We start from the raw sequence: 24953 nt of genomic DNA, 5'->3' as shown, positions 1-24953 counted from the left end.
GCAACGTGACGGCGCTGTCACTGAGGGAGGCGTACACGGTGTCCGAGTACGCGGCATGTCCGTCTCGCAGGTTATCTCCGCAGGACGTAGGTCCCTAAATCAGGGATCACACCTGGGCGGTGATACCTGTCACAGATCACCTGCTCAGCGTGCGTTGTCGTATGACCTCCCTCACGCCTCGGGTATCGGCAGCGGCCGTCGTTCGATCGCCGCGGCCATCACCTCGGGGAAGAGGTCCGGGGTGCAGGCGAAGGCCGGGGCGCCCAGTGCGGCGAGCGCGGCGGCATGGTCGCGGTCATAGGCCGGGGCGCCCTCGTCGGAGAGCGCGAGCAGCGCCACGAACTGCACCCCGGACGCCTTCATCGCGGCGACCCGCTTCAGCATCTCGGCCCGGATCCCGCCCTCGTAAAGATCACTGATCAGAACGACCACGGTGTCGGCGGGGCGGGTGATCTGCGACTGGCAGTACGCGAGCGCCCGGTTGATGTCGGTGCCGCCGCCGAGCTGGGTGCCGAACAGGACGTCGACGGGGTCGTCGAGCTGGTCGGTGAGGTCCACGACGGCGGTGTCGAAGACGACCAGGCGGGTCGCGATCGAGCGCATCGAGGCGAGGACCGCGCCGAACACCGAGGCGTAGACGACGGAGGCGGCCATCGAGCCGGACTGGTCGATGCAGAGCACGACGTCCTTCTTCACGCCCCGCGCCGCCCGCCCGTATCCGACGAGCCGCTCGGGCACGACGGTGCGGTACTCGGGCAGGTAGTTCTTGAGGTTGGCCCTGATCGTGCGGTCCCAGTCGATGTCCTGGTGACGGGGCCGGCTGATGCGGGTGCTGCGGTCGAGGGCGCCGGTGAGGGTGGCCCGGGTGCGGGTGGCGAGCCGCTTCTCCAGGTCCTCGACGACCTTGCGGACCACGGCGCGCGCGGTCTCCCGGGTGGTCTCCGGCATCACCTTGTTCAGCGAGAGCAGCGTCCCGACCAGGTGGACGTCTGCCTCGACGGCCTCCAGCATCTCCGGCTCCAGGAGCAGCGCGGCGAGCCCGAGCCGCTCGATGGCGTCACGCTGCATGACCTGCACGACGGAGCTCGGGAAGTACGTACGGATGTCGCCGAGCCAGCGCGCGACGGACGGCGCCGACGCCCCGAGCCCGGCCGCGCGGTCCTTGCTCCCGCCCTTGGCGCCGTTCCGGCCGCCGTAGAGCGCGGTGAGTGCGCCGTCCATGGCCGCGTCCTGCCCGGTGAGCGCGCGGCCGGTCCCCTCGGCGCCGGGCTCCCCGCCGAGCACCAGGCGCCAGCGCCGCAGGCGCTCGTCCTCATTTGGTCGCGTGCTGGTCGTCACTTGCCCACCCCCACAAGGTCGTTGGGATCGTCGAGGCTGCCGGGTGCGCCAAGTTCGTCCGTTCCGTTCGGGTCTACGGGTCTCTTCGGGTCTGCGGGTTTCTTCGGGTCTGCGGGGCTTGCGGGATCACCCGTGCCGCCGGGCCCGCCCGGGCCGAGCAACAGGGCCAGCAGCGGCAGTACGGCGTCGGCGCGGGCCGCGTCGAGGGCGGTGCCGAATCCGGGGGCGGCCGCCTCGCCGGGTCCGGTCCGCACGGCGCGACCGCGGCGCACCAGCTCGCCCAGGGTGCGCCGCACGCCCGCCTCGTACGCGGCGAACGTCCGCCGCAGCAACGGCAGTACGTCGGTGAAGGCCTCCGGAGCCACGCTCGTGAGCCAGCCGTCGACGAGGCCGCGCAGCCGCTCGTCGTGGACCAGGAGCATGCCGCCGCCGGACGCGCCGCCGACGAACCCCTCGATCCAGGCGGCCGCGTCGGCCGGGGCGGTGCCCGGCGAGAGCGCGAGGCCCATGTGGCGGGCCGCGTCCTCGCTCCCGATCCGGCCGTCGTCGAGCAGCAACCGCACCGCGCGGCCGCGCAGCACCCCGGGCACGGTCTCGCGCGTGGCGAGCCTGCCGAGCACCGCGGACCAGCGCTCGCGCAGGCCGTCCGCGCCGGCCCCGGCCGGATCGGCGAGGAGCCCGATCGCGCTGTGCACGGCGTCCACATGGGTGCGCATCTCGGCGGCGCCGTCCGCGTCCAGGGCCGCGCAGGCGGGCGGCAGGCCGACACAGATGCGCTCGGCCAGGCCGGCCGCGACCTCGGCGAGACCTGCGGTCGTGGTGCCGCGCACGTCTCCGTAGCGCAGTGTGCGGGCGAGGGCCGGCAGCGCCTGGGCGAGGTGGGCGACGTCCGTGTCCAGCGCGGCCCGGTCGGCGAGCGCACGCATCACCACCGGCAGCGCGTCCGGCAGTTCGGCCAGCAGACAGCGCTCGGCCAGCGCCGTGATCGTGCCGAGCGCGCTCGCGGCGGCGGCCTCCGACTCGGCCTTCGCCGTGGCGGCGCCCAGCACGGTGGTGCCCCACACCCCGGCCTCGGCAACCCGCACCGACAGCTCGGGCTCCCAGCGCAGCCGCCAGTTCTCCCGGAAGGTGCCGGTGGAGCGGGCCCGGGTCTGCTCGCCCCAGCCGATACCGAGCAGGCTCAGCCGGTGCAGCAGCCTGCTGCGCCCCGCGTCGGTCTCCTTGCGGAGATCGAGCTCCAACTCCCGCTCCAACGCCTCCGGTTTGAGCCGCAGGGTGCGCTGGGCCCGTACGAGATCGCGCTGGAGCGGGACGGCGGGCGCCGCATCAGGAACCTCCCCGAGCACGTCGCCCACGATGAGCCGGTCCTGGATCAGGCCGAGCGGGACGTCGGAGCCCTCACACATCACGGCCCGTACGGCGTCGGTGGTCTCGGCGAGACCGGGCAGCGGGCGACCGCGCATCGCGGCGAGCGTCCCGGCGAGCCGGACCGCCTCGATGACATGGGCGGACGAGATCTGGCGGTCCTCCGCGCGCAGCAGCCCGGCCACCTTGGTCATCCAGCGCTCGACCGGCCGGTCGGGCGCGGCGAACAGGTGCCCGTACCAGCCCGGCGAGTCGATGCCCGCGCCGTAGCCGCTGTGCCGGGCGAGCCGGCGGTGCGTCCAGGGCACCCAGGTCAGCTCGGTCTTGACCTTGGGCAGCCCCTTGAGCAGCGCGCGGTCCGCGGCCACGGTGAACTTCCCGGCGAGCGCGGGCACATGCCAGGCACCGCAGACGACGGCGACCTCGCTCCCGAACTCCCTGGCGGCAGCGCGCAGTTGCTGCCGCATATGGGCCTCGCGGATCAGATCCCGCGGATGGCCACCGTCCCCGTACGTCTCTCGCAGTACGGCCATGGCCTCGGCGAGCGCGGCGAACGGTGCCCGGGGATCCGTGGCGATGTCCCGGTGCTCGATCACGTCCTCCCACCAGCGCTCCGGGTCGTCGTACCCGGCGGCCTCGGCGAGCGCCCCGATGGGGTCGACCCGCGGCCCGGCGTCCTGCTGTGCGGAGTCCTCCCCCGCGGGCTCCTCCCCCGTGGCCAGCGCGTGGGCGGCGGGCAGGTCGATGAGGCGGACCTGTGCGCCATGGTCCAGGGCCCAGCGGATCGCGACCCACTCCGGCGAGAACTCGGCCATCGGCCAGAACGCGGCCCGCCCCGGGTCGTCGACGGCATGGGCGAGCAGCGCGACCGGTGGCCGCATGGCCTCGTCGGCGGCCAGAGCCAGCAGGGCGTCGCCCTCCGGCGGCCCCTCGATGAGCACGGCCGACGGCCGGGCGGCATCCAGCGCAGCCCGCACCGCACGCGCCGAACCGGGGCCGTGGTGGCGCACCCCGAGCAGCAACGGCCCTCCGGTGGCGGGCGTCGCGGCCGGCGCGGTCATACGGACACCTCGCGGCAGGCGCGGTAGAAGTCCTTCCAGCCGTCCCGCTCGCGGACGACCGTCTCCAGGTACTCCTGCCAGATGACGCGGTCCGCCGCCGGGTCGCGCACCACCGCGCCAAGGATTCCGGCGGCCACGTCACCCGCCCTGAGCACCCCGTCGCCGAAGTGCGCGGCGAGGGCGAGGCCGCCGGTGACCACGGAGATCGCCTCGGCCGTGGAGAGCGTCCCCGAAGGGGATTTGAGCTTGGTGCGGCCGTCCGTGGTCACCCCGTCGCGCAGCTCACGGAAGACGGTGACGACGCGATGGATCTCCGCCATGCCGTCGGGCACCGCGGGCAGGTCGAGCGAGCGGCCCAGCTGGTCGACCCGGCGCGACACGATGTCGACCTCCGCCTCGGCGGTCGCCGGCAGCGGCAGGACCACGGTGTTGAAGCGGCGGCGCAGCGCGCTGGACAGCTCGTTCACGCCGCGGTCGCGGTCGTTGGCGGTGGCGATCAGGTTGAAGCCCCGCACGGCCTGGGTCTCGGCGCCCAGCTCCGGGATGGGCAGCGTCTTCTCGGACAGGATCGTGATCAGGGTGTCCTGCACATCGGCCGGGATGCGCGTCAGCTCCTCGACCCGGGCGGTCATGCCCTGCGCCATGGCCCGCATCACAGGGCTGGGCACGAGCGCGGCCCGGCTCGGGCCGTTGGCCAGCAACTGGGCGTAGTTCCAGCCGTAGCGGATGGCTTCCTCCGGGGTGCCGGCGGTGCCCTGCACCAGGAGGGTGGAGTCGCCGCTGACGGCAGCCGCGAGGTGCTCCGAGACCCAGGTCTTGGCGGTGCCGGGGACGCCGAGCAGGAGCAGCGCGCGGTCGGTGGCGAGGGTGGTGACCGCGACCTCGACGATGCGCCGGGGTCCCACGTACTTGGGCGTGATCACGGTGCCGTCGGGCAGGGTGCCGCCGAGGAGATAGGTGGCGACCGCCCAGGGCGAGAGCCGCCAACGGGCCGGGCGCGGGCGGTCGTCCGCCGCGGCGAGCGCCGCCAGCTCGTCCGCGAAAGCCTGCTCGGCATGCGGGCGCAGGGCCTCTTCCGCCGCGGTCTCCGCACGGGATTCGGTGGGTACGGACTCGATTTCGGACATGGTCATGGCTCCCCCTCCAGGTCGTTCGAGACGATCGACCGGCTTGTGGTCTCCACCGTGCACCACGCCACTGACAATCACCCCTCGACCGACCGTCTCCGCAGGTCAGAGCGATTGTCAGTGGGCGCACGTACCTTCGATGACATGACTCAGCAGGGGGTGCGCTGGACGGCGGATCAGGTGCTCGCACTGGCGCCTGACGATGCGTCACGCAAGGCGGGAAGCAGGCTCGGCACGGCCGGGCCGTGGTCGGCGAGCGGGTGCGACGGGACGGGGGCGGTGTGGGGCCTGTGCAAGGGCAGCGGCAGCAAGCCGTACCAGGCGGTGATCGACACAAGTGGTCCGGCGTACAAGTGCAGTTGCCCGAGCCGGAAGTTCCCGTGCAAGCACGCGGTGGGGCTGCTGCTGCTCTGGTCGGCGGACGAACAGGCGGTGCCGGCCGTCGGAGCGCCGCCGGACTGGGCGGAGCAGTGGCTGAAGGGAAGGCGGGCGCGCGCGACGCAGGCCGGTCCTGACGCAACTGGCGCCGAATCGGGGCCCGTTGACGTGGAGGCGGCGCGCCGCCGGGCCGAGAAGCGGGCGGATCGGATCACCGCGGGGGCCGCCGAGTTGGAGCAGCGCCTGGCCGACTTGCTGCGCGGCGGGATCGCGGCGGCCGAGCACCCCGGGTACGGCCTGTGGGAGGAGACGGCCGCCCGCATGGTCGACGCACAGGCTCCTGGACTCGCTTCGCTGGTAAGGGAGTTGGGCGCGATACCGGGTTCCGGCCCGGGCTGGCCGATGCGGCTCCTGGAGGAGTGCGCCCTGCTGCATCTCCTCGACCGGGCCTGGCTCGGCCGGGCCGCCCTGCCGGAGCAGCTGGCCGCCACGGTCCGCTCCCGCGTCGGGGTGCCCGCCGCCCCGCAGGGCCCCGCGATACGAGACCGCTGGCAGGTCCTCGCCCAATACGACACGGCCGATGCGAAGCTGACCACCCGCCGCATCTGGCTGTACGGCAGGGAGTCGCACCGCTCGGCGCTGGTCCTGGACTTCGGGGCGGCGGGCCGGGCCCCCGGCACAGCACTGCCGGTGGGCCTGACGATCGACGCCGACCTGACGCCGTACCCCGGCGCGGGGCGACTCCGGGCTGCCCTGGGTGAGCGGTACGGGACCGGAACCGCGCCCGACGGCCCGCCCCCGGGCGGCACGGCGGCCGAGGCGGTCGAGCGGTACGGGCGGGCACTCCTGGACGACCCCTGGCTGGAGTCGTACCCGACGACGTTGACCGCGGCGATACCGACACCACCGAAGGACGGCGACGACCACTGGCAACTGGCGGACGCGGAGGGCGATTTGGCGCTACCCGTGGCACCGAGCACGGCACGCCCCGCCCTGTGGAAGCTGGCGGCGATGTCCGGGGGCGCCCCCGTGACGGTCTTCGGCGAATGCGGCCACCGGGGCTTCACCCCACTGACCGCTTGGCCGCGGGGATCGACGGAGGCGGTGGCACTGACGTGAGCGGCCTGCGGGCGATGGGCCGGCACGGAACGGATGGCGGCGGCGACGGGGTCCGCGCGGGGACGGGCCGGGACGGTGGCGGTACGGGCAGGGTCCGCGCGGGGACGGGCCGGGGCGGTGGCGGTACGGGCAGGGCCCGCGCGGGGACGGGCGAGGACCGGGCCGGCGGTGCGGACGGGCTCCACACGGGGGCGGGCCGGGACATCAGCGGTACGGAGGGGGTTCGATGACCAGCACGACGAGGGGGGCAAGCAGCGTGGAGACGGGCGGCGCGGGGCCTGGGGCCGAGGCGGGGGCCTGGGAGGAATTGGTGACCGCCGCGCTGCTCGGCACCGCCCGGCGGCCGGGGGCCGGGGCGCCCGGGGAGTTGCTCGACGCCGCCGCGGCGCAGACCCTGCGGCGCAGGGCGGGGCTCGTTCCGGCGGCGGCGGGGGTACGGCCGCCGGACGCCCCGCCGGATGACCGGCCCGCGCTGCCCGAGGCGGCCCGGCGGCGCTTGGCGCTGCTCCTTGCCGACCGTTCGGCGCCCGCGCATGCCGGGGGCCGCCGCGGGAGCGCGCCCGACCTGGGAGAGCTGCTTCCCCAATGGCTGGCCCTGGCCAACGAGCGCGGTCTGCGCGCACCGGCCGAGCTGCTGCCCACGCTGCTCGACGCGGCCCGGGCCCGTACGGATCTGCGACCCCAGGCGCTGGCCTTCGCGGGCCCGCGCGGGCTGTGGCTGGCCCGCCTCAATCCGGAGTGGCGCTTCGCCCGGCGCGGGGCGGGGGGCGGGGCGGCACTGCCGGAGCCCGAGGACACCAAGGCCGTCCAACTCCTGTGGGACGAGGGCCTGTTCGCCGAGCGGGTGGCGCTGCTCGAATCGGTGCGGGCGTACGACGCGGATACGGGGCGGGCGCTGCTCGCCACGACCTGGTCGACCGAACGGGCCGAGGACCGGCTGATGTTCCTGGACTCGCTGCGCGACGGACTCTCGGCCGCGGACGAACCGTTCCTGGAACAGGCGCTCGCCGACCGCAGCCGCAATGTCCGGGCGACGGCGGCGGAGCTGCTCTCCGCGCTGCCCGGGTCGGCGCTCGCAGGGCGGATGGCCGAGCGTGCGGCGTCCTGCGTGTCCCTGGACCGTACCGGCGAGGTGGCGACGATCTCGGTGGAAGCGCCGCACGAGTGCGATGCGGCGATGCAGCGGGACGGGGTCGCACCGCGCCCTCCGGCCGGGCGGGGCGAACGGTCCTGGTGGCTCGGCCAGTTGGTCGAGGCGACGCCGCTCGGCACCTGGCCGCGGCGGCTCGGCGGGCGCTCGGTGCCCGAGCTCGTGGCACTGCCCGTAGCCGACGACTGGGGCGACGAGCTGCACGCTGCGTGGTGCCGGGCGGCAGTGCGGCAGCGGGACGCGGAGTGGGCGCGGGCTCTGCTCGGCGCGCCTTCGGCGCCGCCCGGCCAGGGCGCGGGCACGGCGTCGCTGGCCGAGCGGGCCAAGCTCCTGTCCATCCTCACGGCGGCCGAACGGGCGGACTGGGTGGCCCGGTTCATATCGGCACACGGCTTGTCGGAGGCGTTCCAGCTGCTCGGCGTGTGTGTGGTGCCGTGGGCGGGGGCGCTGGGGCGGGCGGTGGTGGACGCGCTGGAGATCGCGCGGGACGCGGGGAGCTATCCCTGGAGCTTCAGCGGGGTGATGGGCCTGGCCGAGCGCTGCCTCGACCCTGCGGAGTCGCCCCGCCTGGAGGCGCTGACGGCCACGCCGCCGGAGCGGGAGGGGGCTTCTCCGGGGGCGGGGGGTTACTGGGCCGAGGCCTTCCAGCGCCTCGTCGCCACGCTGCGCCTGAGAGCCACGCTGCGAACGGAACTGTCCCCTTAGCGGGCCCCCCTCCACTCCGGAGCCCGGGCCCACCCACACCCCGCTCGCGGGGGTCCCCGCACCCCCGTCCCCTCTTTTGTCCTCGCACCGGGCGTGGCTGGTCGCGCAGTTACCCGCGCCCCCAACACCGTCCTGTCCCGTCCCGTCCGCACACCGTGCGTGGCCGGTCTCGCAGTTCCCCCGCGCCCCTGTAGGTGGACCGCGGCTCCTCGGCGCCGGCCCGCATCGGGCCGTTTCAGCGCGTCATGGGGCCCCTGGCCCTTGAGGCGCGAACGGGGTCCGGGGCGGAGCCCCGGGGGCCGGAACCAGCCAACCCCGGGCAACGGACGGGACGGTGGGCACACCGCTCCCCGGAGACCTACGCCCCCGCCGGCTGCCGCACATTCGCGTTGACCCAGGTCACGATGGACGCCGTCGTCGCCCCGGGAGTGAAGATCTCCGCAACCCCGAGCTCCTTCAGCGGCGGAATGTCCGCCTCCGGAATGATGCCCCCACCGAACACCTTGATGTCCTCCGCATCCCGCTCCTTCAAGAGCTCCAGCACCTTCGCGAACAAGGTGTTGTGCGCCCCGGACAGGATGGAGAGCCCGATCGCGTCGGCGTCCTCCTGGATCGCGGTGTCGACGATCTGCTCGGGCGTCTGGTGCAGCCCGGTGTAGATGACCTCCATGCCGGCGTCACGCAGCGCCCGCGCGATGACCTTGGCCCCGCGATCGTGACCGTCGAGCCCCGGCTTGGCCACCACCACGCGGATCGGACCAGTTACACCCATCACTGCCTCCACATGTCCCGCCTGCGCACCCCGCGCCAAAGAGCCGGGGAAGTGAACGAACGTTATCGACAGCATCCCGCAACCCGCCGTTTCACGGTGGAGAGGGAGGGGGAAATCACACGTGGGACACGTTCGTTTTGCACCGTACCCGCATCAGTCGGCCCCCCTGCCCCGGCCGGAGGGCCCTCGCCACCGTGTGGGCACGGTCGCAAGGGGAGCCGCTACGAAGGCGCCGCACCACCGTGCTGCCAGCCGCGCAGCACGGTGGTCCGGCCCTCTTTTTTCGGGCCGGCCGGGCGGAACCTGCACCGGCGGATCCCCATGAGGGCATACGGGGGACGGAGCGGCCTTCCGTGTGCCATTCGGGAGGTCGCCGCCGTGCAGCTCTTATCGCTTCTGCCGTCGTGTCTGCGCCGGGCATGGCTCTCGGCGGCCCTGATCCGGGCCACCGCCCTCGACCTCGCGGTGCTGGCCGGGCACCTGCTGCTCTACCCCTCGGGCCTCATCGCCGAACAGCACCCCGCGATCGACGCCAGCGCCGCCCCCCAGCTGCCCACCGCCGGCCGCTCGCACCCGCCCGTGGTCCTGCTGCACGGATTCATCGACAACCGTTCCGTCTTCGTGCTGCTGCGCCGTTCGCTGGCCCGGCACGGCTGGCGGCATGTCGAGTCCCTCAACTACTCGCCGCTGACCGTCGACATCAAGGTCGCCGCCGAACTGCTCGGCCGGCACGTCGAGGACATCTGCGCCCGCACCGGACATGCCGAGGTGGACATCGTCGGGCACAGCCTGGGCGGCCTGATAGCCCGCTACTACGTGCAGCGCCAGGGCGGCGACCGCCGGGTCCGTACGCTCGTCACGCTCGGCACCCCGCACTCCGGGACGCGTTCGGCCCAACTCGCCCACGCCCACCCGATCCTGCGGCAGATGTGCCCCGGCTCCGCCCTCGTCGAGGAGCTGCGGCAGCCCGCGCCCGGCGTCCGCACCCGGTTCGTGAGTTTCTGGAGCGATCTCGACACGCTGATGATTCCCGTCGAGACGGCCCGCGTGGAGCACCCGGACCTGCTCGCCCAGAACGTCCGGGTGACGGGAATCGGACATCTGGCCATGCCGGTGCACCCCGCCGTCGCCGCCGGGGTGCGTCAGGCGCTGACCTCGGGGGACGCGGAGACCGCCGACCAGGACGCGTTCTCGGTGGCCTGAGCGAAGGCCGCCTGCCCCCGGCACCCCGAAGGAGGAACCGCCGGCCCGCCCCGCCGCACGCCGGGCCACCCGTCCCCCGGCACGCCGAACAGAAAACCCGCGCGTCATCCACACATGTCCCGCACTCCGACCGCGCCGGGACCGCCCGGCGACCGGCCCCGACCGCGCCCGCGCGGCGAACCCCCCACCCCCTGGCCCGATTTCACCCCCCGGGGCTTCCCCGTATCCGTCGAACGAATCCCGAACACAGGGCCAAGGCTCGGCACACAGCCCGCCGAAAGGCGACTGATTGCCCGTTTCCCGGGACAACGGAGCCCGCGGAAGATTGTCGCTGTCGCATACCGCCGGGTACAGTCACGCCACTGCTGTCCCCGGGACCCCGCCCTTTCGGATCCCGGCCGCAGGTTCTGTTGCCGAGGCGAGAGAGAAGTTGGTGACTGACCAGCACGCCCACGCCGGGTACGTCGGACACGACGGTTACCTCAACGGCAGCAGTGGCCATGACGGCAACGCCCCCCAGGCGCAGCACACCGGAAGCTTCGCCGTCGATCCGCTCTTCGGCGCGATGCACGACGGTTACGCCGACCGGAACGCCCAGCAGCCGGGCCACACCGGCCAGTTCGACACCGGCGCCTTCGCCTCCCCGTACGACGCCACCGGGCAGTGGACGGTTCCGGCCCAGGCACCGGCGTACGAACCGGACGGCGCGACCGGCAGCTTCGACAACAGCGCCTTCCGAACCGGCGCCTTCCCCGTCGACGCCCCGCACGCCGACGCCCCGCACGCCGACGTCCCGCACACCGGCACCGCGCACACCGGCGCTTTCGCCACGGGCCAGTTCGAGACCGGCACGTTCGCCGGCCAGGGCTTCGCCCCGCACCCCGGTGACACCGGCGCCTTCCCCACCACCGGCTTCACGATGCCGAGCACCCCGGGCACCCACGGCTTCGACACCGGCACCTTCGACACGGGCACCTTCGACACGACGGGCCAGTGGGACGCCACCGCGTGGAACCAGGCGCAGGGCACCGGTCAGTACGACAACTCCGCCTTCGCCTCCGCGTACGACACCACCGGCCAGTGGGCCGTGCCCGGCACCCACACCGATACCGGTACTTACGACGCGACGGCGTGGAACGCGACGATGGCCGACCAGACCGCCGCCTTCCCCCAGGCCGCGCAGTCCCAGCAGGCCGCGCAGGCCCATCGGAGCGAACAGGCCGAGCATCGGCCCGAGCGCCCGTCCGAGCCCCAACTCCCTTACGAGACGGCCGAGTTCCCGCAGGTGGAGCTCGTGGAGACCGTCGGTCTCACGGCCGAGTCCGGGCCCGGCCCGGACGACACACCCGGCGAGCTGCCCGGCGCGGCGGTTCCCGCCTCGCGGGCCGAGGCACGGCGCGGGGCGAGCCGTCGGCGGCGTACGCCCGCCAAGCGTTCGGCTCTGCTGACCGTCGCGGTGCCGTCCGTGTGCGTGATGGGTGTCGCCGGTGTCGCGGTCGCCTCCGTCGGCGGGATGGGCGGCGGCCAGGACGAGGGCGGCACGGTGGCCGCCGCGTCCGACCCGGCCTCGGTCAAGCCGGTCGCCGCCAACACCAAGCTGGACACCCAGCTCGCCAATCTCAGCGCGGACGCCAACAGCTTCGCGGACCGGGCGAGCCGGACGCAGGAACGTATCGACCTCAAGGCCCGCCAGGACGCGGAGAAGAAGAAGAAGGAGGACGCGGCCGCCGCGAAGGAGGCCGCGCGCCCCAAGTTCGTCCTGCCGGTGACGCAGAAGGGGCTGAGCGCGTACTACGGGCAGGCCGGCGTCAACTGGATGTCGGTGCACACCGGCATCGACTTCCCGGTCTCGTACGGCACCCCCGTGATGTCCGCGATCGACGGCACGATCCGCACGCAGTGGAACAGCGCCTACGGCAACATGGCCATAGTGACCGGCGCCGACGGCACCGAGACCTGGTACTGCCATCTGTCCAGCACCAAGTTCCGCTCGGGGCCGGTGAAGGCGGGCGAGGTCATCGCGTATTCGGGGAACTCCGGCAACTCCACCGGACCGCACCTCCACTTCGAGGTGCGGCCGCACGGCGGGACGTCGATAGACCCCCTGCCGTGGCTGCGCAGCCACGGCCTGGACCCGACGTAACCGGAAGGACCGGCTGCCCCGCTACAGCTTCTCGACCGGCGCGTACCGCAGCAGCAGCTTCTTCGGGCGTTCGTCGCCGAAGTCGATCGTGGCCTGGGCGTCCGAACCCGAGCCGGTCACCGACATCACGGTGCCCAGGCCGAACTGGTCGTGCGTGACCCGGTCGCCGACCGACAGCGCGATGACCGGCTTGTCACTGCCGCGCCGGGTCGCGAAGCCCGAGGGGCCCGACTTGGCGCGCGAGGAGGACAGGGAGCCGCCGATTCCGCCGCCGAGCGACTTGCTGGACATGGGACCGGCCGGGGCGGCCATCGGGCCCGTCCGCTTCCACTCCAGGTGCTGGACCGGGATCTCCTCCAGGAAGCGCGAGGCCGGGTTGTACGAGGGCTGGCCCCAGGCGCTGCGCATCGAGGAGCGCGTCAGATACAGCCGCTCGCGGGCGCGTGTGATGCCGACGTAGGCGAGGCGGCGCTCCTCCTCCAGCTCCTTGACCTGGCCGAGCGCCCGCATGTGCGGGAAGACGCCGTCCTCCATGCCGGTGAGGAACACGACCGGGAACTCCAGGCCCTTGGCGGTGTGGAGCGTCATCAGGGTGATGACCCCCGAGCCGTCCTCGTCCTCGTCGGGGATCTGGTCGGAGTCGGCGACCAGGGCGACCTTCTCCAGGAACTCCGCGAGCGTTCCCGTACCCTCCTCCTCGCTGCGCTCCTGCTCGAACTCCAGGGCCACGGCGGCCAGTTCCTGGAGGTTCTCGATGCGGGTCTCGTCCTGCGGGTCGGTGGACGCCTGCAACTCGGCCAGATATCCGGTGCGTTCGAGGACGGCTTCGAGGACGACCGCGGGCCCCGCGCCCGAGTCCACGATCGTGCGGAGCTCCTCCATCAGGGCGTTGAAGCGCTTGACCGCGTTGGCCGAGCGGGCCGCCATGCCGTACGCCTCGTCGACGCGGCGCAGCGCCTGCGGGAAGGTGATCCGCTCCCGCGACGACAGCGCGTCGATCATGGCTTCGGCGCGCTCGCCGATGCCGCGCTTGGGGACGTTGAGGATGCGCCGCAGCGGGACGGTGTCCTCCGCGTTCGACAGGACGCGCAGATAGGCCAGGACGTCCCTGACCTCCTTGCGCTCGTAGAAGCGGACGCCGCCGACGACCTTGTAGGGCAGCCCGACGCGGATGAAGATCTCTTCGAAGACTCGGGACTGCGCGTTGGTGCGGTAGAAGATCGCGACGTCGCCCGCCTTGGCCTCGGCCTTGTCGGTGAGCCGGTCGATCTCGTCGGCGACGAACTGTGCCTCGTCGTGCTCGGTGTCGGCGACGTAGCCGGTGATCTGCGCTCCGGGTCCGGCATCCGTCCACAGGTTCTTGGGGCGGCGGCTCTCGTTGCGCTCGATCACCGCGTTGGCGGCGGACAGGATCGTCTGGGTGGAGCGGTAGTTCTGCTCCAGGAGGATCGTCGTCGCGTTCGGATAGTCCTCCTCGAACTGGAGGATGTTGCGGATCGTCGCGCCGCGGAAGGCGTAGATCGACTGGTCGGCGTCGCCCACCACGCACAGCTCGGCGGGGGCCTGCGCCTCGCCGGAGGGGCCGACCAGCTCCCGCACCAGCGTGTACTGGGCGTGGTTGGTGTCCTGGTACTCGTCGACCAGGACGTGCCGGAAGCGCAGCCGGTAGTGCTCCGCCACGTCCGGGAACGCCTGGAGGAGGTGGACCGTGGTCATGATGATGTCGTCGAAGTCGAGCGCGTTGGCCTCGCGCAGCCTCGCCTGGTACATCGCGTAGGCCTGGGCGAGCGTCTTCTCGAAGCCGTCCGCGGCCTGGCCCGCGAAGGTCTCCTCGTCGATCAGCTCGTTCTTCAGGTTGGACACCTTGGCGCTGAACGACTTCGGCGGGAACTTCTTCGGGTCCAGATCGAGGTCGCGGCAGACCAGCGCCATCAGGCGCTTGGAGTCGGCCGCGTCGTAGATCGAGAAGGACGAGGTGAAGCCCAGCTTCTTCGACTCGCGGCGCAGGATCCGGACGCACGCGCTGTGGAAGGTCATGACCCACATCGCGTTGGCGCGCGGGCCGACCAGCTGCTCGACGCGCTCCTTCATCTCACCGGCGGCCTTGTTGGTGAAGGTGATCGCCAGGATCTGGCCGGGGTGCACCCCCCGGGTGGCGAGGAGGTGGGCGATGCGGTGCGTGAGCACCCGGGTCTTGCCGGAACCGGCGCCGGCCACGATGAGCAGCGGCGAGCCGGCGTGCACCACGGCGGCGCGCTGCTGTTCGTTCAGCCCCTCCAGGAGGGCGGCCGCGTCGAGCACCGGGCGCGGGGCGCCGCCGCGGTAGTGGGCGTCGCGGTCCACGGGCGCGTCGAACCGGCCGCCGAACAGGTCGTCCGGCACCGGCTCGGGTGCGTGGGACTCCTCGGGGGGCGGCGGGTGCTCCTCCTCGGAGGGCTGGAGGTCCGCCAGGAAGCTGTCGTCAAAGAGGCTGCTCATCGTCTCCCGAGTCTAGGCCGCACCTCTGACAGTCCGCCGCCGCCTTCGCACACTCCGCCGTCCGCCTTCGGAGAGACCGGTCGCGACTACACACCGTAAAGGTCACGGGAATGTATCGGGCCTGTCCGACATCAACCTTCCCAGCGGTCACGGGAGTTGGCTAGCGTGCCGCAGCAAGCCGGGGAACGCCCCCGTCCGGAAGGATCCGGAAGGAGGTGTCGGCCTTGCCCTCACACCGCAAGCCGCGCACCAGAACCCGCCCCGCCGTGCCCGCCCTGGGCGTCACGACGGCCGCGCTCGCCTCGGTGGGCCTGCTGGCGCAGAGCGCGGACGCGGCGCCGGCCGCGCCGAGGCCGAGCATCGAAGAGGTGCGGAAGAAGGTCGACGACCTCTACCGGCAGGCGGATCTGGCCACCCAGAAGTACGACGCGGCCAAGGAGGCCACCACCACCCAGCGCGCCAAGGTCGACTCGCTGCTCGACCAGGTGGCGGCCGGCACCGCGAAGCTGAACGACACCCGGCGCATCATCGGCGGCTACGCCGCCGCCCAGTACCGCGACGGCGGCGTCACCCCGACCATGCGGCTGCTGTTCTCGGACGACCCGCAGGCCTTCTTCGACCAGGACCAGCTCATGGGCCGCCTCTCCGAGGAGCAGCACAAGACCCTGACCACCTTCGAGGCACAGCGCGCGGCCAACGCGAAGAAGCGGGCCGAGGCCGGCCGGGGCCTGGCCGCGCTGACCACCTCGCAGCGGACGCTCCGGGCCGGTAAGGAAGAGGTGCAGGGCAGGCTCGCGGCGGCCCGCACCCTGCTGTCGACGCTGACCGCGCAGGAGAAGGAGCGCCTGGCCGCGCTGGAGAAGAAGCAGCAGGACGAGGCCAGGCGCAGGGCCGCCGAGCCGGCCGCGCGGCAGGCGGTGGCCGCGAAGGAGAGGCCCGCCCCGCCCGCCGGCCACGCGCCCACCGCGCCCACCACACCCACCACACCGTCCGGCCCGTCCGCGCCCGGGTCGGCCAAGGCCGCCAAGGCCCTCGCCTTCGCCCGCGCGCAGATGGGCAAGCCGTACGTGTGGGGCGCGACCGGGCCCGCCTCGTACGACTGCTCGGGGCTCACGCAGGCCGCGTGGAAGGCCGCCGGGGTGGATCTGCCGCGCACCACCTGGGACCAGGTCAAGGCGGGCACCCGGGTCGCGACGGCCGATCTGCAACCCGGCGACCTGGTCTTCTTCTACGACGACATCAGCCATGTCGGCATGTACACAGGCGGCGGCATGATGATCCACGCGCCGCACTCCGGGGCGTACGTCCGCGAGGAGTCGATCTACTCCATGCCGGTCTACGGGGCGGTCCGGCCCGGCTAGGGACGCGCGTTCCGCCGAGCTCGGCGCCGGCACGCCCCGTGGGGCGAGCCTCCCCGTGCCCCCGAGCCCCCGTGCCCCCGTGCCCCCGAGCCTCAGTGCCAGAGCAGCGCGATGAAGATGTTCACGACGGTGAGGGCGCCGACCGCGCCGAACAGGGGCTTCTCGATCTTCTCGTCGTCGCGCTTCACATAGACGAGCCCGAGGATCACGATCAGGACCGCGAGCTTCACGCCGATCTTGACGGTGTTCACGCTCATGTCGTCGGCCTGGTTGAGTCCGACCAGGGCGACACCGGTGACCAGCATGGTCAGGGCGCCGTGCAGCATCGCCGGGACGAAGCGGGCGGTGCCCGCGCTCATCGCCTTCATCTGCGTCAGGAACCCGCCGAGCAGCGAGGCGATGCCGATGATGTGCAGGCCGACGAAGACATTGATGAGTACGTCCATGGGCCGGAGCCTAATTCCCGCCTAGCAGGCGCCGTGCAGCGGGTACGGCCCAACCGGCACTTCGGTCACAGCAGGCGTGGATCCCGGGGGACATTGCCCCGACTTCGGTCGGAGTCGGTCGGGGATCCGCCGGAAAGCGGCACTTCCCGTCACTCCGTCGCTCGACCGTGTCTCCAGGTTTAGCGTCCTCCCCCAGGTGACCGACTCCCCACCGCCGCCGCTCCACGGGCGGCTGTCGGTCGCCCCGCCGAAAGATCCGGCGGCGGGCCGCTCCCCCTGTGCGGTCCGTCGCCGGAACGGCCCCGTCACCGGGAGCCGCAGCGCGGAAGTACTGCCGTACGGAAGGACGTGAAGGCCCTCGTGGCTGCGCACCGAAAGCCCAAGCAGCATCCGCTCGGCGGCCCCGCCGCCCGCACCGCCGCGACACTCGCGCTGGCGTCGGCGGCCACCGCCACCCTCTTCGAGGGCTCCGGTCACGCCGAGCCGAAGCTCACCCCGGCGCAGGTCAAGGCCAAGGTCGACCAGCTGTACCACGAGGCCGAGGTGGCGACGGAGGCGTACGACGGGACGAAGGAGAAGGCGGACGAGGCCGCGCGTTCGCTGAACGGGCTGCGCGACGAGGCCGCCCGCAGGACCGAGCAGCTCAACACCGCGCGCAACGCACTCGGTTCGCTCGCGGCGGCCCAGTACCGCAGCGGCACGGTCGCCCCGGAACTCCAGCTCATCCTGTCGTCCGACCCGAAGCGGTACCTGGACGACGCGGCCCTCGCCGAGCGGGCCGGTGACCGTACCGCGGTCGCCGTGGCCGGGGTGCGCAAGCAGCTGGCCGAGCTGGACCGGCTGCGCTCCACGGCCGACGGGAAGCTCACCGAGCTGCGCGGCCGGCAGGCCACGCTGGCGCGCCAGAAGAGCGGCATCCAGTCGAAGATCAGCGCGGCCGAGGCCCTGCTGGCCCAGCTCACCGCGCCGGAGCGGGCCTCCTACGACCAGGCCGACGCGGCCCCCGCCGACACCCGGGCCAGCCGCTCGGCCGACGCCCCGCGCGGCACGCTCGCGGCCGCCCCCAGCTCCCGCGCCGCGGCCGCCGTCGCCTTCGCCTACGGGGCGCTCGGCAAGCCGTACGTCTGGGGCGCGACCGGCCCCTCGTCCTTCGACTGCTCGGGCCTGACCCAGGCCGCCTGGCGTTCGGCCGGGGTGCAGCTGCCGCGCACCACGTACACGCAGATCAACTCGGGCAGCAGGGTCCCGCGTTCCCAACTCCAGCCGGGCGACCTGGTGTTCTTCTACTCCGGGATCAGCCATGTCGGGCTCTACATCGGTGGCGGCCAGATGATCCACGCGCCGCACCCGGGGGCGCCGGTGCGGGTCGCGCCGATCGATCAGATGCCGTTCGCGGGGGCCGTCCGGCCCGCCTGAGCGGGTCGCCCGGGAGGTCCGCCCGTGGCGGTCCGGCCGGTGGGGCGGGCACCGGCCTCGGGCCGACCTGGGCTGACACTTCGTCAGATGCCGCGCCCGCCGCCGGGCTTGGCCATGGCACCCATCTCCTTGGTCAGCCAGCGGAAGACCTCGGGCACCTGGGTCTTCCACACCGCGCTGGCGTGGCCGCCGCCGTTGAGCTTGAGCACGGTCACCGCGGTGGGCGCCTTGGCGGCCTTCTTCAGGGCGAGCCCGTCCGCGAAGCCGTCGGTCTGCTCACCGGAGACGAACAGCGAGACGTGCGGCGGGGTCTTGGCGTGCTTCAGGATCCACAGCGGATTGGACTCCTCGCGCAGCTTGGGGTCCTTCGCGGTGATCGAGTCCTTCTCGGCGGCCGGGTCGTTGTAGCCGGACAGGTCGACGCCGGCCCGGTAGCGGTCGGGGTGCTCCACGGCGAGCTTGGCGGCGCAGTGGGCGCCCGCGGAGTATCCGGCGACGGCCCAGCCGTCGGCGCCGGTCTGCGCGCGGAAGTTGTCGGTGACCATCTTGCGCACGTCCACGCTCAGCCAGGTGTCGGCGTTGACCACGCCCGGCACGTTCGCGCAGCCGGTGTCCTTGCCGCTCAGGAGGGTGGTGCGGGGCGAGACCAGGATGAACGGCGCGACCTCGCCGCGCTGCATCATCGGCGTGAGCTGCTCCTGCGCCTTCAGCGTGCCGAACCACGCGCCTATCGACCCGGGGTAGCCGGGCAGCAGCTCGACCACGGGGAAGGACTTGTCCTTGTATTCCGGGTCGTTGTACTGCGGCGGCAGCCACACCGCCACATCGCCCTCGACGCCGGAGACCTGGCCCTTGAGCATGGTCTTCATGACGTCCTTGCCGACCTTGTTGGTGTACGGCTCGAACTTCTGCTTCACCTTGGGCTCGGTGGCCGCGTTCCGGCCGCCGGTGCCGTCGGGGCCGAGGTCGGGGGCGGCGTTGACGTGGTTGCCGCCGCCGAGCAGGTCGTCCCAGGTGTCGTACAGGCCATTGGCGTTGTTGACGAACAGGAAGACCACGAGGATCGCGGTCACCTGGGCGAAGCCGAGCATGAGGAGCCGCGAGACCCAGCGCACCAGGGCCGGACCGCCGATCCTGGTCCACAGGACGAGTGGCAGCAGCAGGGCAGCCGCGGCCGCGAGGATCGCGATCACGAGGAAAGGGGTACCGGTCAGGCTCATCACGCCACGGAAGAGGGACGAGCAAGAACACGAGTTGCCCGCTTTGCCAGCGTTTTACCAAAGGGTGACGGCTCGTGCCCTTTACTTCTCACCCCGTACCGCTCCCGTACGCCTTCCGTCCTACCTCCTTACGGCGCCCTCACCGGTGGCCTGCACGACCGCGGCGTCGCGGGCCCCACCGTAGGGACGCAGACCGCCGTCCGGCCCCGTCGCCTTCTGGACGCCGCTCACCTGGCCGGACAGCCAGTGGAAGACCTCGGGCAGGAGCGGTTTCCACACCACGTTGAGATGGCCGCCGTAGGTCTTCTGCACCCACACCTTGGTGGGGGTCTTCGCGGCCTCGCGCAGCGCGAGCGCGTCCTCATAGCCGTCGCCCGGCTGGCCGGTCAGCAGGAGTGAGGTGCGCGGCGGGTGCTTGGCGTGGCCCAGCATCCACAGCGGATCGGTCTCGCGGCGCAGCACCGGGTCCTTCGCCGTGATCGAGTCGGACTCGGCGGCCGGGTCGTTGTAGCCGGACAGCGAGACGGCCGCGCGGTAGCGGTCGGGGTGCTCGATCGCGAGCTTGGCCGAGCAGTGGGCGCCGGCCGATATCCCGGCGACGGCCCATCCGTCGGCGCCGGTCTGCGCGCGGAAGTTGTCGGTGACCATCTTGCGCACGTCCACGCTCAGCCAGCTGTCCGCGTTGACCACGCCCGGCACGTTCGCGCAGCCGGTGTCCTGCCCGGCGAGCAGCGAGGTGCGGGGCGCGACCAGGATGAACGGCTTGACCTCGCCCTTCGCCATCAGCGGCCGCAGCTGTTCGGTGGCATCGAGGTTGGTGAACCAGTCCTTGGCGGAGCCGGGGTAGCCCGCGAGCAGCTCCACCACCGGGAAGTTCTTCGCCCGGTAGGCCGGGTCGTCGTACTGCGGCGGCAGCCATACGTAGACCTCGCCGTCGGCCCCCGAGACCCGGCCGGTCAGATGCGTGATCTGGACGCCGGCGCCGAGGGCCGCGTCCTCGACCGGGGCGAACGCCTGCCGCACGCGGGGCTCCTTGGCGATGCTGCGCCCGCCGGTGCCGTCGGCACCCAGGTTGGGCGCGGCGGCCACGTGCCCCTCGGTGCCGAGCAGATCGCCCCAGGTGTCGTAGAGGCCGTTCGCGTTGTTGACGGCGACGAACACCACGACGACCGCCGAGGCCTGGGCGGTGAGCACCATGAGGAGCCGCACGGCGCCGCGCACCACGACCGGGCCGCCGACCCGGTGCCAGACGAGCAACGGCACCAGCAGGGCGAGCGCGGCCACCACGATCGCGGTCACGAAGAAGGGCGTTCCGGTCAGGCTCATCACGTCCGGCAAGAGTGACATGAGCGCGCCCGGGTTGCCGGTTTTGCCATGGTTTTACGCAGGTAAAGCCGCCGCTCACCCCAGCGGCGTAGGCCCGATCGTCCCCGGCGGCTCACACCAGCCGGCGTGCCGTCGCCCAGCGCGTCAGCTCGTGCCGGTTGGAGAGCTGGAGCTTGCGCAGCACCGCCGAGACATGGGACTCGACGGTCTTGACGGAGATGAACAGCTGCTTGGCGATCTCCTTGTAGGCATAGCCCCGGGCGATCAGCCGCAGCACCTCGCGCTCGCGCTGGGTGAGCCGGTCCATGTCCTCGTCGACCGGCGGCGCGTCCGTGGAGGCGAACGCGTCCAGGACGAAGCCCGCCAGGCGCGGCGAGAACACCGCGTCACCGTCCTGCACCCGGAAGATCGAGTCGACCAGGTCGGTGCCGGTGATGGTCTTGGTGACATAGCCGCGGGCGCCGCCGCGGATCACGCCGATCACGTCCTCCGCCGCGTCCGACACGGACAGCGCGAGGAAGCGGACCGGCCGCTCCGCGTCCGCCATCATGGCCGCCGAGCGGCGCAGCACCTCGACGCCGCCGCCACCCGGCAGATGGACGTCGAGCAGCACCACTTCGGGGCGGGTCGCGGTGATGACCGTGATCGCCTGGTCGACGTCGGCGGCCTCCCCGACCACCTCGACGCCCGTCGTCCCGGTCTGGCCGATCTCCGCCTGGACTCCGGTGCGGAACATCCGGTGGTCGTCGACGAGGACCACCCTGACGTGGCGGCCTGTCGTTTCCTCGGTCATCCCTGTGCCCTCTCCATCTCCAGCTCGACCTCCGTGCCCCCGCCGGGCACCGAACGCAGCCTGGCCGTACCGCCGTTGCGCCGCATCCGGCCGATGATTGATTCTCGTACGCCCATCCGGTCGCCGGGAACCGCGTCCAGGTCGAATCCGGGGCCGCGGTCCCGCACGGAGACGAAGACCGTGCGGCCCTCGACCTCGGCGTACACCTGGACGGCGCCGCCCTCGCCACCGTACTTGGCCGCGTTGACCATCGCCTCGCGTGCGGCCTGCATCTGTGCGGACAGGCCGTCGTCCAGCGGGCAGTCGCCGACGACGACCACTTCGAGCGGGACGCCGTGCTTGTCCTCGACCTCGGCCGCCGCCTTCTTCACGGCCTCGGCGAGCGTCTCGGGCTCCTCCTCCTTGCCGGTGCCCTCCGGCTTGTACAGCCAGGCCCGCAGCTCCCGCTCCTGCGCCCGGGCCAGACGCCGCACCTCTCCGGCGTTCTCCGCGTTGCGCTGGATCAGGGTCAGGGTGTGCAGCACCGAGTCGTGGACGTGGGCGGCGACTTCGGCCCGCTCCTGGGCCCGGATACGCATCAGGCGTTCCTCGGAGAGGTCCTGCGTCATGCGCACCAGATAGGGCCCGGCGAGCAGGGCGACTCCGGCGAGCACCGCTATCGCCGCCGTCAGGACGTTGCCGAGCTGCGCGGCCGAGCCGTTGACCACGACGAACCCGGTGAGCCCGGTGCCGACCAGGGCGACCCCGGCGAGGCCCCGCACCACCGGAAGCCAGCGGCTGCGGCGGGCGCCCTCGGTCCAGCGGGCCCGGCGGGTGTTGTCGGCCTGGCGCCAGACCAGGATCACGCCGACGCCGATGAGGATGCTGGGGAAGACGTACGGATTGGCCCAGCCGCCGACGTCCACCTTCGAGGCGAAGACGGCGGCGCCGAAGAGCAGCGCGATCAGCGCGACGATCTGCCCCTTGTCGGGCTTGCGCAGCCTGCGCCGGCCGTCCGCGCTGACCTCGAACGCGGAGCGCGGCCCGGCCGTCGTCCCACCCAGGCCCAGCGGCACCACGAACCAGAACACCGCGTAGAGCAGCGCGCCCAGGCCGTTGATCGAGAGCAGCCCGAGGAAGGCGATCCGCACCCACACCACCGGAAGACCGAGATGTCCGGCGAGCCCGCGCGCGACACCGCCGAGCATCCGCCCCTCGGCGGAGCGGTACAGCTTGCGGACCGGCGCGTCGTCGGCCTCGGGCGGCGACAGGCGGGGGGTGGCGACTGGCATGCCACGATCGTCACACGAGCACGGACCCGCGGGCATCAGGGTTGGCCCCCAGGCTTCCCTGAGGACAGCCCCCTCTCCCGGGGGAGCCGCCCTCCCCCGGGAGAGGCACCGGCTCGCCCCCTCGGGGTCGAAATCAGGGTGAGGCCAGGGTCGGGGCGGGTGCCGTGGGGCGCACGGGCCCGTCACCATGTACGTATGAGCACGCCGACCGAGGTGTCCGTATGAACACGCCAGCCGAGGTGTCCGGATGAGCACGCCGACCGAGACGCCCCTGGCGCCGTCCGACCCGGCCCCCGAGGCCGCGCAGTTGCGCCGCAGCGGCCGGAACAAGGTCATCGGCGGAGTCTGCGGCGGCCTCGGCCGGTACTGCGACATCGACCCGGTGATCTTCCGGATCGCGCTCGGCGTGCTCTCCGTGACCGGCGGCCTCGGCCTCGTCTTCTACGGTTTCGCCTGGCTGATCGTGCCGCTGGAGGGCGAGGACGAGAACGAGGCCCGCCGACTGCTCACCGGCCGGGTCGAGGGCGCGGCCCTGGTCGCCGTCCTGATGGCGCTCGCGGGCTGCGGGATCTTCCTCACCATGCTGCGCAACGGCTCGGTGCTGACGTTCGCGGTCCTGCTCGCGCTGCTGCTCGGGGGCGCCGCCGTCTGGTCGCAGCGCCGCTCGACCACCCCGCCGGACGCCCCGCTCGATCCGGTCGCGGCCCAGGCCGTCGCGGACGCGCCGCCCGAGACGAAGGCGCCGCCCGCACCCTCGCCGCCCTCCTGGTGGCGGGACCCGATCGTCAAGGACGGCACCACCGGGCCGGTCGCGGACGGCTATCTGTGGGGCCCGGTGGACGCGGACGCCCCGCGGGCCGGCAAGGCGGCGCGCAGGGCCGCGCGGCCCGCCGGGCGCGCCTGCCGGGGGCCACGCCCCATCGGCGGGCTCCTCTTCTTCCTCGCCCTGCTCGCCTTCGGCGCCGGGCTCGGCGCCCACTGGGGCCACCAGCCGCTCGGCACCGGCCTGGAGACCGGCTTCGCCGCGGCGCTCGGGGTGTTCGCGCTCGGCCTGATCGTGAGCTCGTTCCTGGGCCGCACCGGCTTCGGCACGGTGTTCCTCGCGGTGCTCACCGCGGCACTGCTCGCGGGCTCGGCCGCGCTGCCGAAGACCATCGACGCGCACTGGGTGCGCACGGGCTGGACGCCCGCCGCGATCGGCGACGTGCGGCCGGACTACGACCTGGGGAGCGGCGTCGCCACCCTCGACCTGAGCCGGGTCGCCGTGCCGCCGGGCCGGACGCTGACGACCGGGGCGACGGTCGGCGCGGGCCGCGCCAAGGTCGTCGTACCGAAGGACGTGACCGTGAAGGTGAGCTTCGACATGGGAGTCGGTGACATCCAGTTGCCCGGCGAGGATCCGAACCACATCCAGGTCCAGCCGGGCGAGAAGCGGACGGCCACCCTCGCGCCGCCCGCCGGCGCCCAGCCGGCCGGCACGCTCGAACTGCACCTCAAGGTCGGCGTAGGACAGGCGGAGGTGGACCGTGCCGCGTCATGAGTTCCGTCCCGGCCGCCTGGTCGCCGGGCTCGCCCTCGGTGCCGTCGCCGTCCTGTTCGCGGGGGACGCGGCCGGGCGCTGGAACACGCCCTCGCCCGTGGTGGTCCCGCTGGTCTGCGGCGGCCTCGGCATCGCCTCGCTGGTGAGCTGGATCGACTACGGGGTGCGCAAGCGCCGCCGCCTCGCGAGGAACGCGTCGGCGGACAGCAGGGGCGTCCCGGCCAGTACGAGCGGGAGCCAGGCCATCAAGTAGGCCAGGTCATTGCCGTAGTAGTACGGGGTGGTGCGCCAGCTCACCGTGAGCCACAGGGAGAGCGAGATGAGGGCGCCGCCCAGTGCGGCGAGCCGCCCGAACAGGCCGATCAGGGTGCCGATCCCGACAGCCAGCTCGCCGAGCGCGATGGCGTAGCCGAACCCCGAGGGGCTCTTCAGGGCGAGGTCCACCAGGGCCGGGATCGCGGCGCTGTCCCGCACCCCGTGCATCAGCTCGCCGATGGAGCCGACGCCGCTCGCGTGGAAGAAGGTGCTGTCCGTGAGCTTGTCGAGGCCCGCGTAGACGAACGTCACGCCGAGGAAGATCCGCAGCGGCAGCAGCGCGTAGGTGCGGGCCGTGGCCCGCCAGCCGCCCGCGCCCTCGTCCACCCCCGCCCTGGTCACGTACCCATGTGCCATGGCTGATCCCGCCTCCATCCGATTGGCCTGTCACCAGACGATACGGACGGGGGGAACGCGTGTCTCAAT

The 24953-nt window shown here is 72.8% G+C and carries 19 protein-coding genes; 8 read left to right on the top strand and 11 right to left on the bottom strand.

What is annotated here, in order from left to right:
• Positions 1–171: 171 nt before the first annotated feature.
• Genes ACFYNP_RS20180 through ACFYNP_RS20170 form a run of 3 tightly spaced genes read right to left on the bottom strand, consistent with a single transcriptional unit; the run spans position 172 to position 4897 of the window.
• Complete coding sequence (locus tag ACFYNP_RS20180) at positions 172–1338, bottom strand: VWA domain-containing protein (RefSeq protein WP_388405801.1); 1167 nt, start codon at positions 1336–1338, stop codon at positions 172–174.
• Positions 1335–3764 (bottom strand): DUF5682 family protein, encoded by a 2430-nt coding sequence (locus tag ACFYNP_RS20175; protein ID WP_388786861.1) that lies wholly within the window; start codon positions 3762–3764, stop codon positions 1335–1337. The genes ACFYNP_RS20180 and ACFYNP_RS20175 overlap by 4 nt, the downstream gene beginning before the upstream one ends.
• Complete coding sequence (locus tag ACFYNP_RS20170; RefSeq protein ID WP_388786858.1) at positions 3761–4897, bottom strand: AAA family ATPase; 1137 nt, start codon at positions 4895–4897, stop codon at positions 3761–3763. Before ACFYNP_RS20170 ends, ACFYNP_RS20175 begins: the two co-directional genes overlap by 4 nt.
• Before the next feature lie 138 nt (positions 4898–5035).
• Here ACFYNP_RS20170 and ACFYNP_RS20165 point away from each other — a divergent pair, with 138 nt between their 5' ends.
• Complete coding sequence (locus ACFYNP_RS20165) at positions 5036–6388, top strand: SWIM zinc finger domain-containing protein (protein ID WP_388786855.1); 1353 nt, start codon at positions 5036–5038, stop codon at positions 6386–6388.
• A gap of 226 nt (positions 6389–6614) precedes the next feature.
• Positions 6615–8243 (top strand): DUF5691 domain-containing protein, encoded by a 1629-nt coding sequence (locus tag ACFYNP_RS20160; RefSeq protein ID WP_388786852.1) that lies wholly within the window; start codon positions 6615–6617, stop codon positions 8241–8243.
• A gap of 358 nt (positions 8244–8601) precedes the next feature.
• Here the strand turns inward: ACFYNP_RS20160 and ACFYNP_RS20155 are convergent, their stop codons facing one another.
• Positions 8602–9015, bottom strand: coding sequence for a cobalamin B12-binding domain-containing protein (locus ACFYNP_RS20155; RefSeq protein ID WP_189762011.1), 414 nt, complete (start codon positions 9013–9015; stop codon positions 8602–8604).
• 378 nt (positions 9016–9393) lie between these two features.
• Here ACFYNP_RS20155 and ACFYNP_RS20150 point away from each other — a divergent pair, with 378 nt between their 5' ends.
• Entirely contained in the window at positions 9394–10218 is an 825-nt protein-coding gene (locus tag ACFYNP_RS20150) for an esterase/lipase family protein (RefSeq protein WP_388405787.1), read from the top strand.
• Between the two features lie 433 nt (positions 10219–10651).
• A complete protein-coding gene (locus ACFYNP_RS20145; protein ID WP_388786850.1) occupies positions 10652–12361 on the top strand; it encodes a M23 family metallopeptidase in 1710 nt (569 codons plus the stop codon).
• Positions 12362–12382: 21 nt separating this feature from the next.
• Here the strand turns inward: ACFYNP_RS20145 and pcrA are convergent, their stop codons facing one another.
• Positions 12383–14839 carry a DNA helicase PcrA gene (pcrA, locus tag ACFYNP_RS20140; protein ID WP_388405781.1) on the bottom strand — a complete coding sequence of 819 codons (2457 nt, stop codon included), beginning with the start codon at positions 14837–14839 and terminating at the stop codon, positions 12383–12385.
• A 215-nt stretch (positions 14840–15054) separates the two neighbouring features.
• Here pcrA and ACFYNP_RS20135 point away from each other — a divergent pair, with 215 nt between their 5' ends.
• The gene (locus ACFYNP_RS20135) at positions 15055–16200 is read left to right on the top strand and encodes an NlpC/P60 family protein (RefSeq protein ID WP_388786847.1); all 1146 of its coding nucleotides are present in this window, start codon (positions 15055–15057) and stop codon (positions 16198–16200) included.
• Between the two features lie 92 nt (positions 16201–16292).
• Here ACFYNP_RS20135 and ACFYNP_RS20130 read toward each other — a convergent pair whose 3' ends face one another.
• Positions 16293–16646: a hypothetical protein gene (locus tag ACFYNP_RS20130; RefSeq protein WP_388405776.1), complete on the bottom strand. Its 354-nt coding sequence runs from the start codon at positions 16644–16646 to the stop codon at positions 16293–16295.
• A 360-nt stretch (positions 16647–17006) separates the two neighbouring features.
• On the opposite strand from ACFYNP_RS20130, the gene ACFYNP_RS20125 reads away from it, so the two are divergent.
• Entirely contained in the window at positions 17007–18062 is a 1056-nt protein-coding gene (locus tag ACFYNP_RS20125; protein ID WP_388405774.1) for an NlpC/P60 family protein, read from the top strand.
• Between the two features lie 83 nt (positions 18063–18145).
• On the opposite strand, the gene ACFYNP_RS20120 is transcribed toward ACFYNP_RS20125, so the two are convergent.
• The 4 genes from ACFYNP_RS20120 to ACFYNP_RS20105 all read right to left on the bottom strand — a co-directional run bounded on the left by ACFYNP_RS20120 (position 18146) and on the right by ACFYNP_RS20105 (position 22672).
• Positions 18146–19282 (bottom strand): esterase family protein, encoded by a 1137-nt coding sequence (locus tag ACFYNP_RS20120; protein WP_100578192.1) that lies wholly within the window; start codon positions 19280–19282, stop codon positions 18146–18148.
• A 120-nt stretch (positions 19283–19402) separates the two neighbouring features.
• Positions 19403–20608, bottom strand: a complete 1206-nt coding sequence (locus ACFYNP_RS20115; RefSeq protein WP_388787026.1) for an alpha/beta hydrolase — start codon at positions 20606–20608, stop codon at positions 19403–19405.
• A gap of 112 nt (positions 20609–20720) precedes the next feature.
• Complete coding sequence (locus ACFYNP_RS20110) at positions 20721–21401, bottom strand: LuxR C-terminal-related transcriptional regulator (RefSeq protein ID WP_388405772.1); 681 nt, start codon at positions 21399–21401, stop codon at positions 20721–20723.
• A complete protein-coding gene (locus ACFYNP_RS20105) occupies positions 21398–22672 on the bottom strand; it encodes a PspC domain-containing protein (RefSeq protein WP_388786845.1) in 1275 nt (424 codons plus the stop codon). Before ACFYNP_RS20105 ends, ACFYNP_RS20110 begins: the two co-directional genes overlap by 4 nt.
• Before the next feature lie 247 nt (positions 22673–22919).
• Between ACFYNP_RS20105 and ACFYNP_RS20100 the strand changes: the two genes are divergently transcribed.
• The gene (locus ACFYNP_RS20100; protein ID WP_388786842.1) at positions 22920–24212 is read left to right on the top strand and encodes a PspC domain-containing protein; all 1293 of its coding nucleotides are present in this window, start codon (positions 22920–22922) and stop codon (positions 24210–24212) included.
• Positions 24199–24465 carry a hypothetical protein gene (locus ACFYNP_RS20095; RefSeq protein WP_388405764.1) on the top strand — a complete coding sequence of 89 codons (267 nt, stop codon included), beginning with the start codon at positions 24199–24201 and terminating at the stop codon, positions 24463–24465. Before ACFYNP_RS20100 ends, ACFYNP_RS20095 begins: the two co-directional genes overlap by 14 nt.
• On the opposite strand, the gene ACFYNP_RS20090 is transcribed toward ACFYNP_RS20095, so the two are convergent.
• The gene (locus ACFYNP_RS20090) at positions 24369–24884 is read right to left on the bottom strand and encodes a DoxX family protein (RefSeq protein ID WP_388405761.1); all 516 of its coding nucleotides are present in this window, start codon (positions 24882–24884) and stop codon (positions 24369–24371) included. The two genes, ACFYNP_RS20095 and ACFYNP_RS20090, sit on opposite strands and share 97 nt — an antisense overlap.
• Positions 24885–24953: the final 69 nt, after the last annotated feature.

Source organism: Streptomyces sp. NPDC006691 (genome assembly GCF_042869955.1).
Lineage (GTDB): Bacteria > Actinomycetota > Actinomycetes > Streptomycetales > Streptomycetaceae > Streptomyces.
Note: the sequence above shows the minus strand (reverse complement) of the source record. Positions and strands in the feature narration are given on the sequence as shown.

What these genes read in the sequence shown, in the direction of transcription:
- ACFYNP_RS20100 (WP_388786842.1), top strand. Translation starts at nt 22,920, where the DNA reads ATGAGCACGCCGACCGAGACGCCCCTGGCGCCGTCCGACCCGGCCCCC.
- ACFYNP_RS20115 (WP_388787026.1), bottom strand. Translation starts at nt 20,608, where the DNA reads ATGAGCCTGACCGGAACGCCCTTCTTCGTGACCGCGATCGTGGTGGCC.
- ACFYNP_RS20160 (WP_388786852.1), top strand. Translation starts at nt 6,615, where the DNA reads ATGACCAGCACGACGAGGGGGGCAAGCAGCGTGGAGACGGGCGGCGCG.
- ACFYNP_RS20165 (WP_388786855.1), top strand. Translation starts at nt 5,036, where the DNA reads ATGACTCAGCAGGGGGTGCGCTGGACGGCGGATCAGGTGCTCGCACTG.
- ACFYNP_RS20120 (WP_100578192.1), bottom strand. Translation starts at nt 19,282, where the DNA reads ATGAGCCTGACCGGTACCCCTTTCCTCGTGATCGCGATCCTCGCGGCC.
- pcrA (WP_388405781.1), bottom strand. Translation starts at nt 14,839, where the DNA reads ATGAGCAGCCTCTTTGACGACAGCTTCCTGGCGGACCTCCAGCCCTCC.
- ACFYNP_RS20155 (WP_189762011.1), bottom strand. Translation starts at nt 9,015, where the DNA reads ATGGGTGTAACTGGTCCGATCCGCGTGGTGGTGGCCAAGCCGGGGCTC.
- ACFYNP_RS20175 (WP_388786861.1), bottom strand. Translation starts at nt 3,764, where the DNA reads ATGACCGCGCCGGCCGCGACGCCCGCCACCGGAGGGCCGTTGCTGCTC.
- ACFYNP_RS20090 (WP_388405761.1), bottom strand. Translation starts at nt 24,884, where the DNA reads ATGGCACATGGGTACGTGACCAGGGCGGGGGTGGACGAGGGCGCGGGC.
- ACFYNP_RS20105 (WP_388786845.1), bottom strand. Translation starts at nt 22,672, where the DNA reads ATGCCAGTCGCCACCCCCCGCCTGTCGCCGCCCGAGGCCGACGACGCG.
- ACFYNP_RS20170 (WP_388786858.1), bottom strand. Translation starts at nt 4,897, where the DNA reads ATGACCATGTCCGAAATCGAGTCCGTACCCACCGAATCCCGTGCGGAG.
- ACFYNP_RS20110 (WP_388405772.1), bottom strand. Translation starts at nt 21,401, where the DNA reads ATGACCGAGGAAACGACAGGCCGCCACGTCAGGGTGGTCCTCGTCGAC.
- ACFYNP_RS20130 (WP_388405776.1), bottom strand. Translation starts at nt 16,646, where the DNA reads ATGGACGTACTCATCAATGTCTTCGTCGGCCTGCACATCATCGGCATC.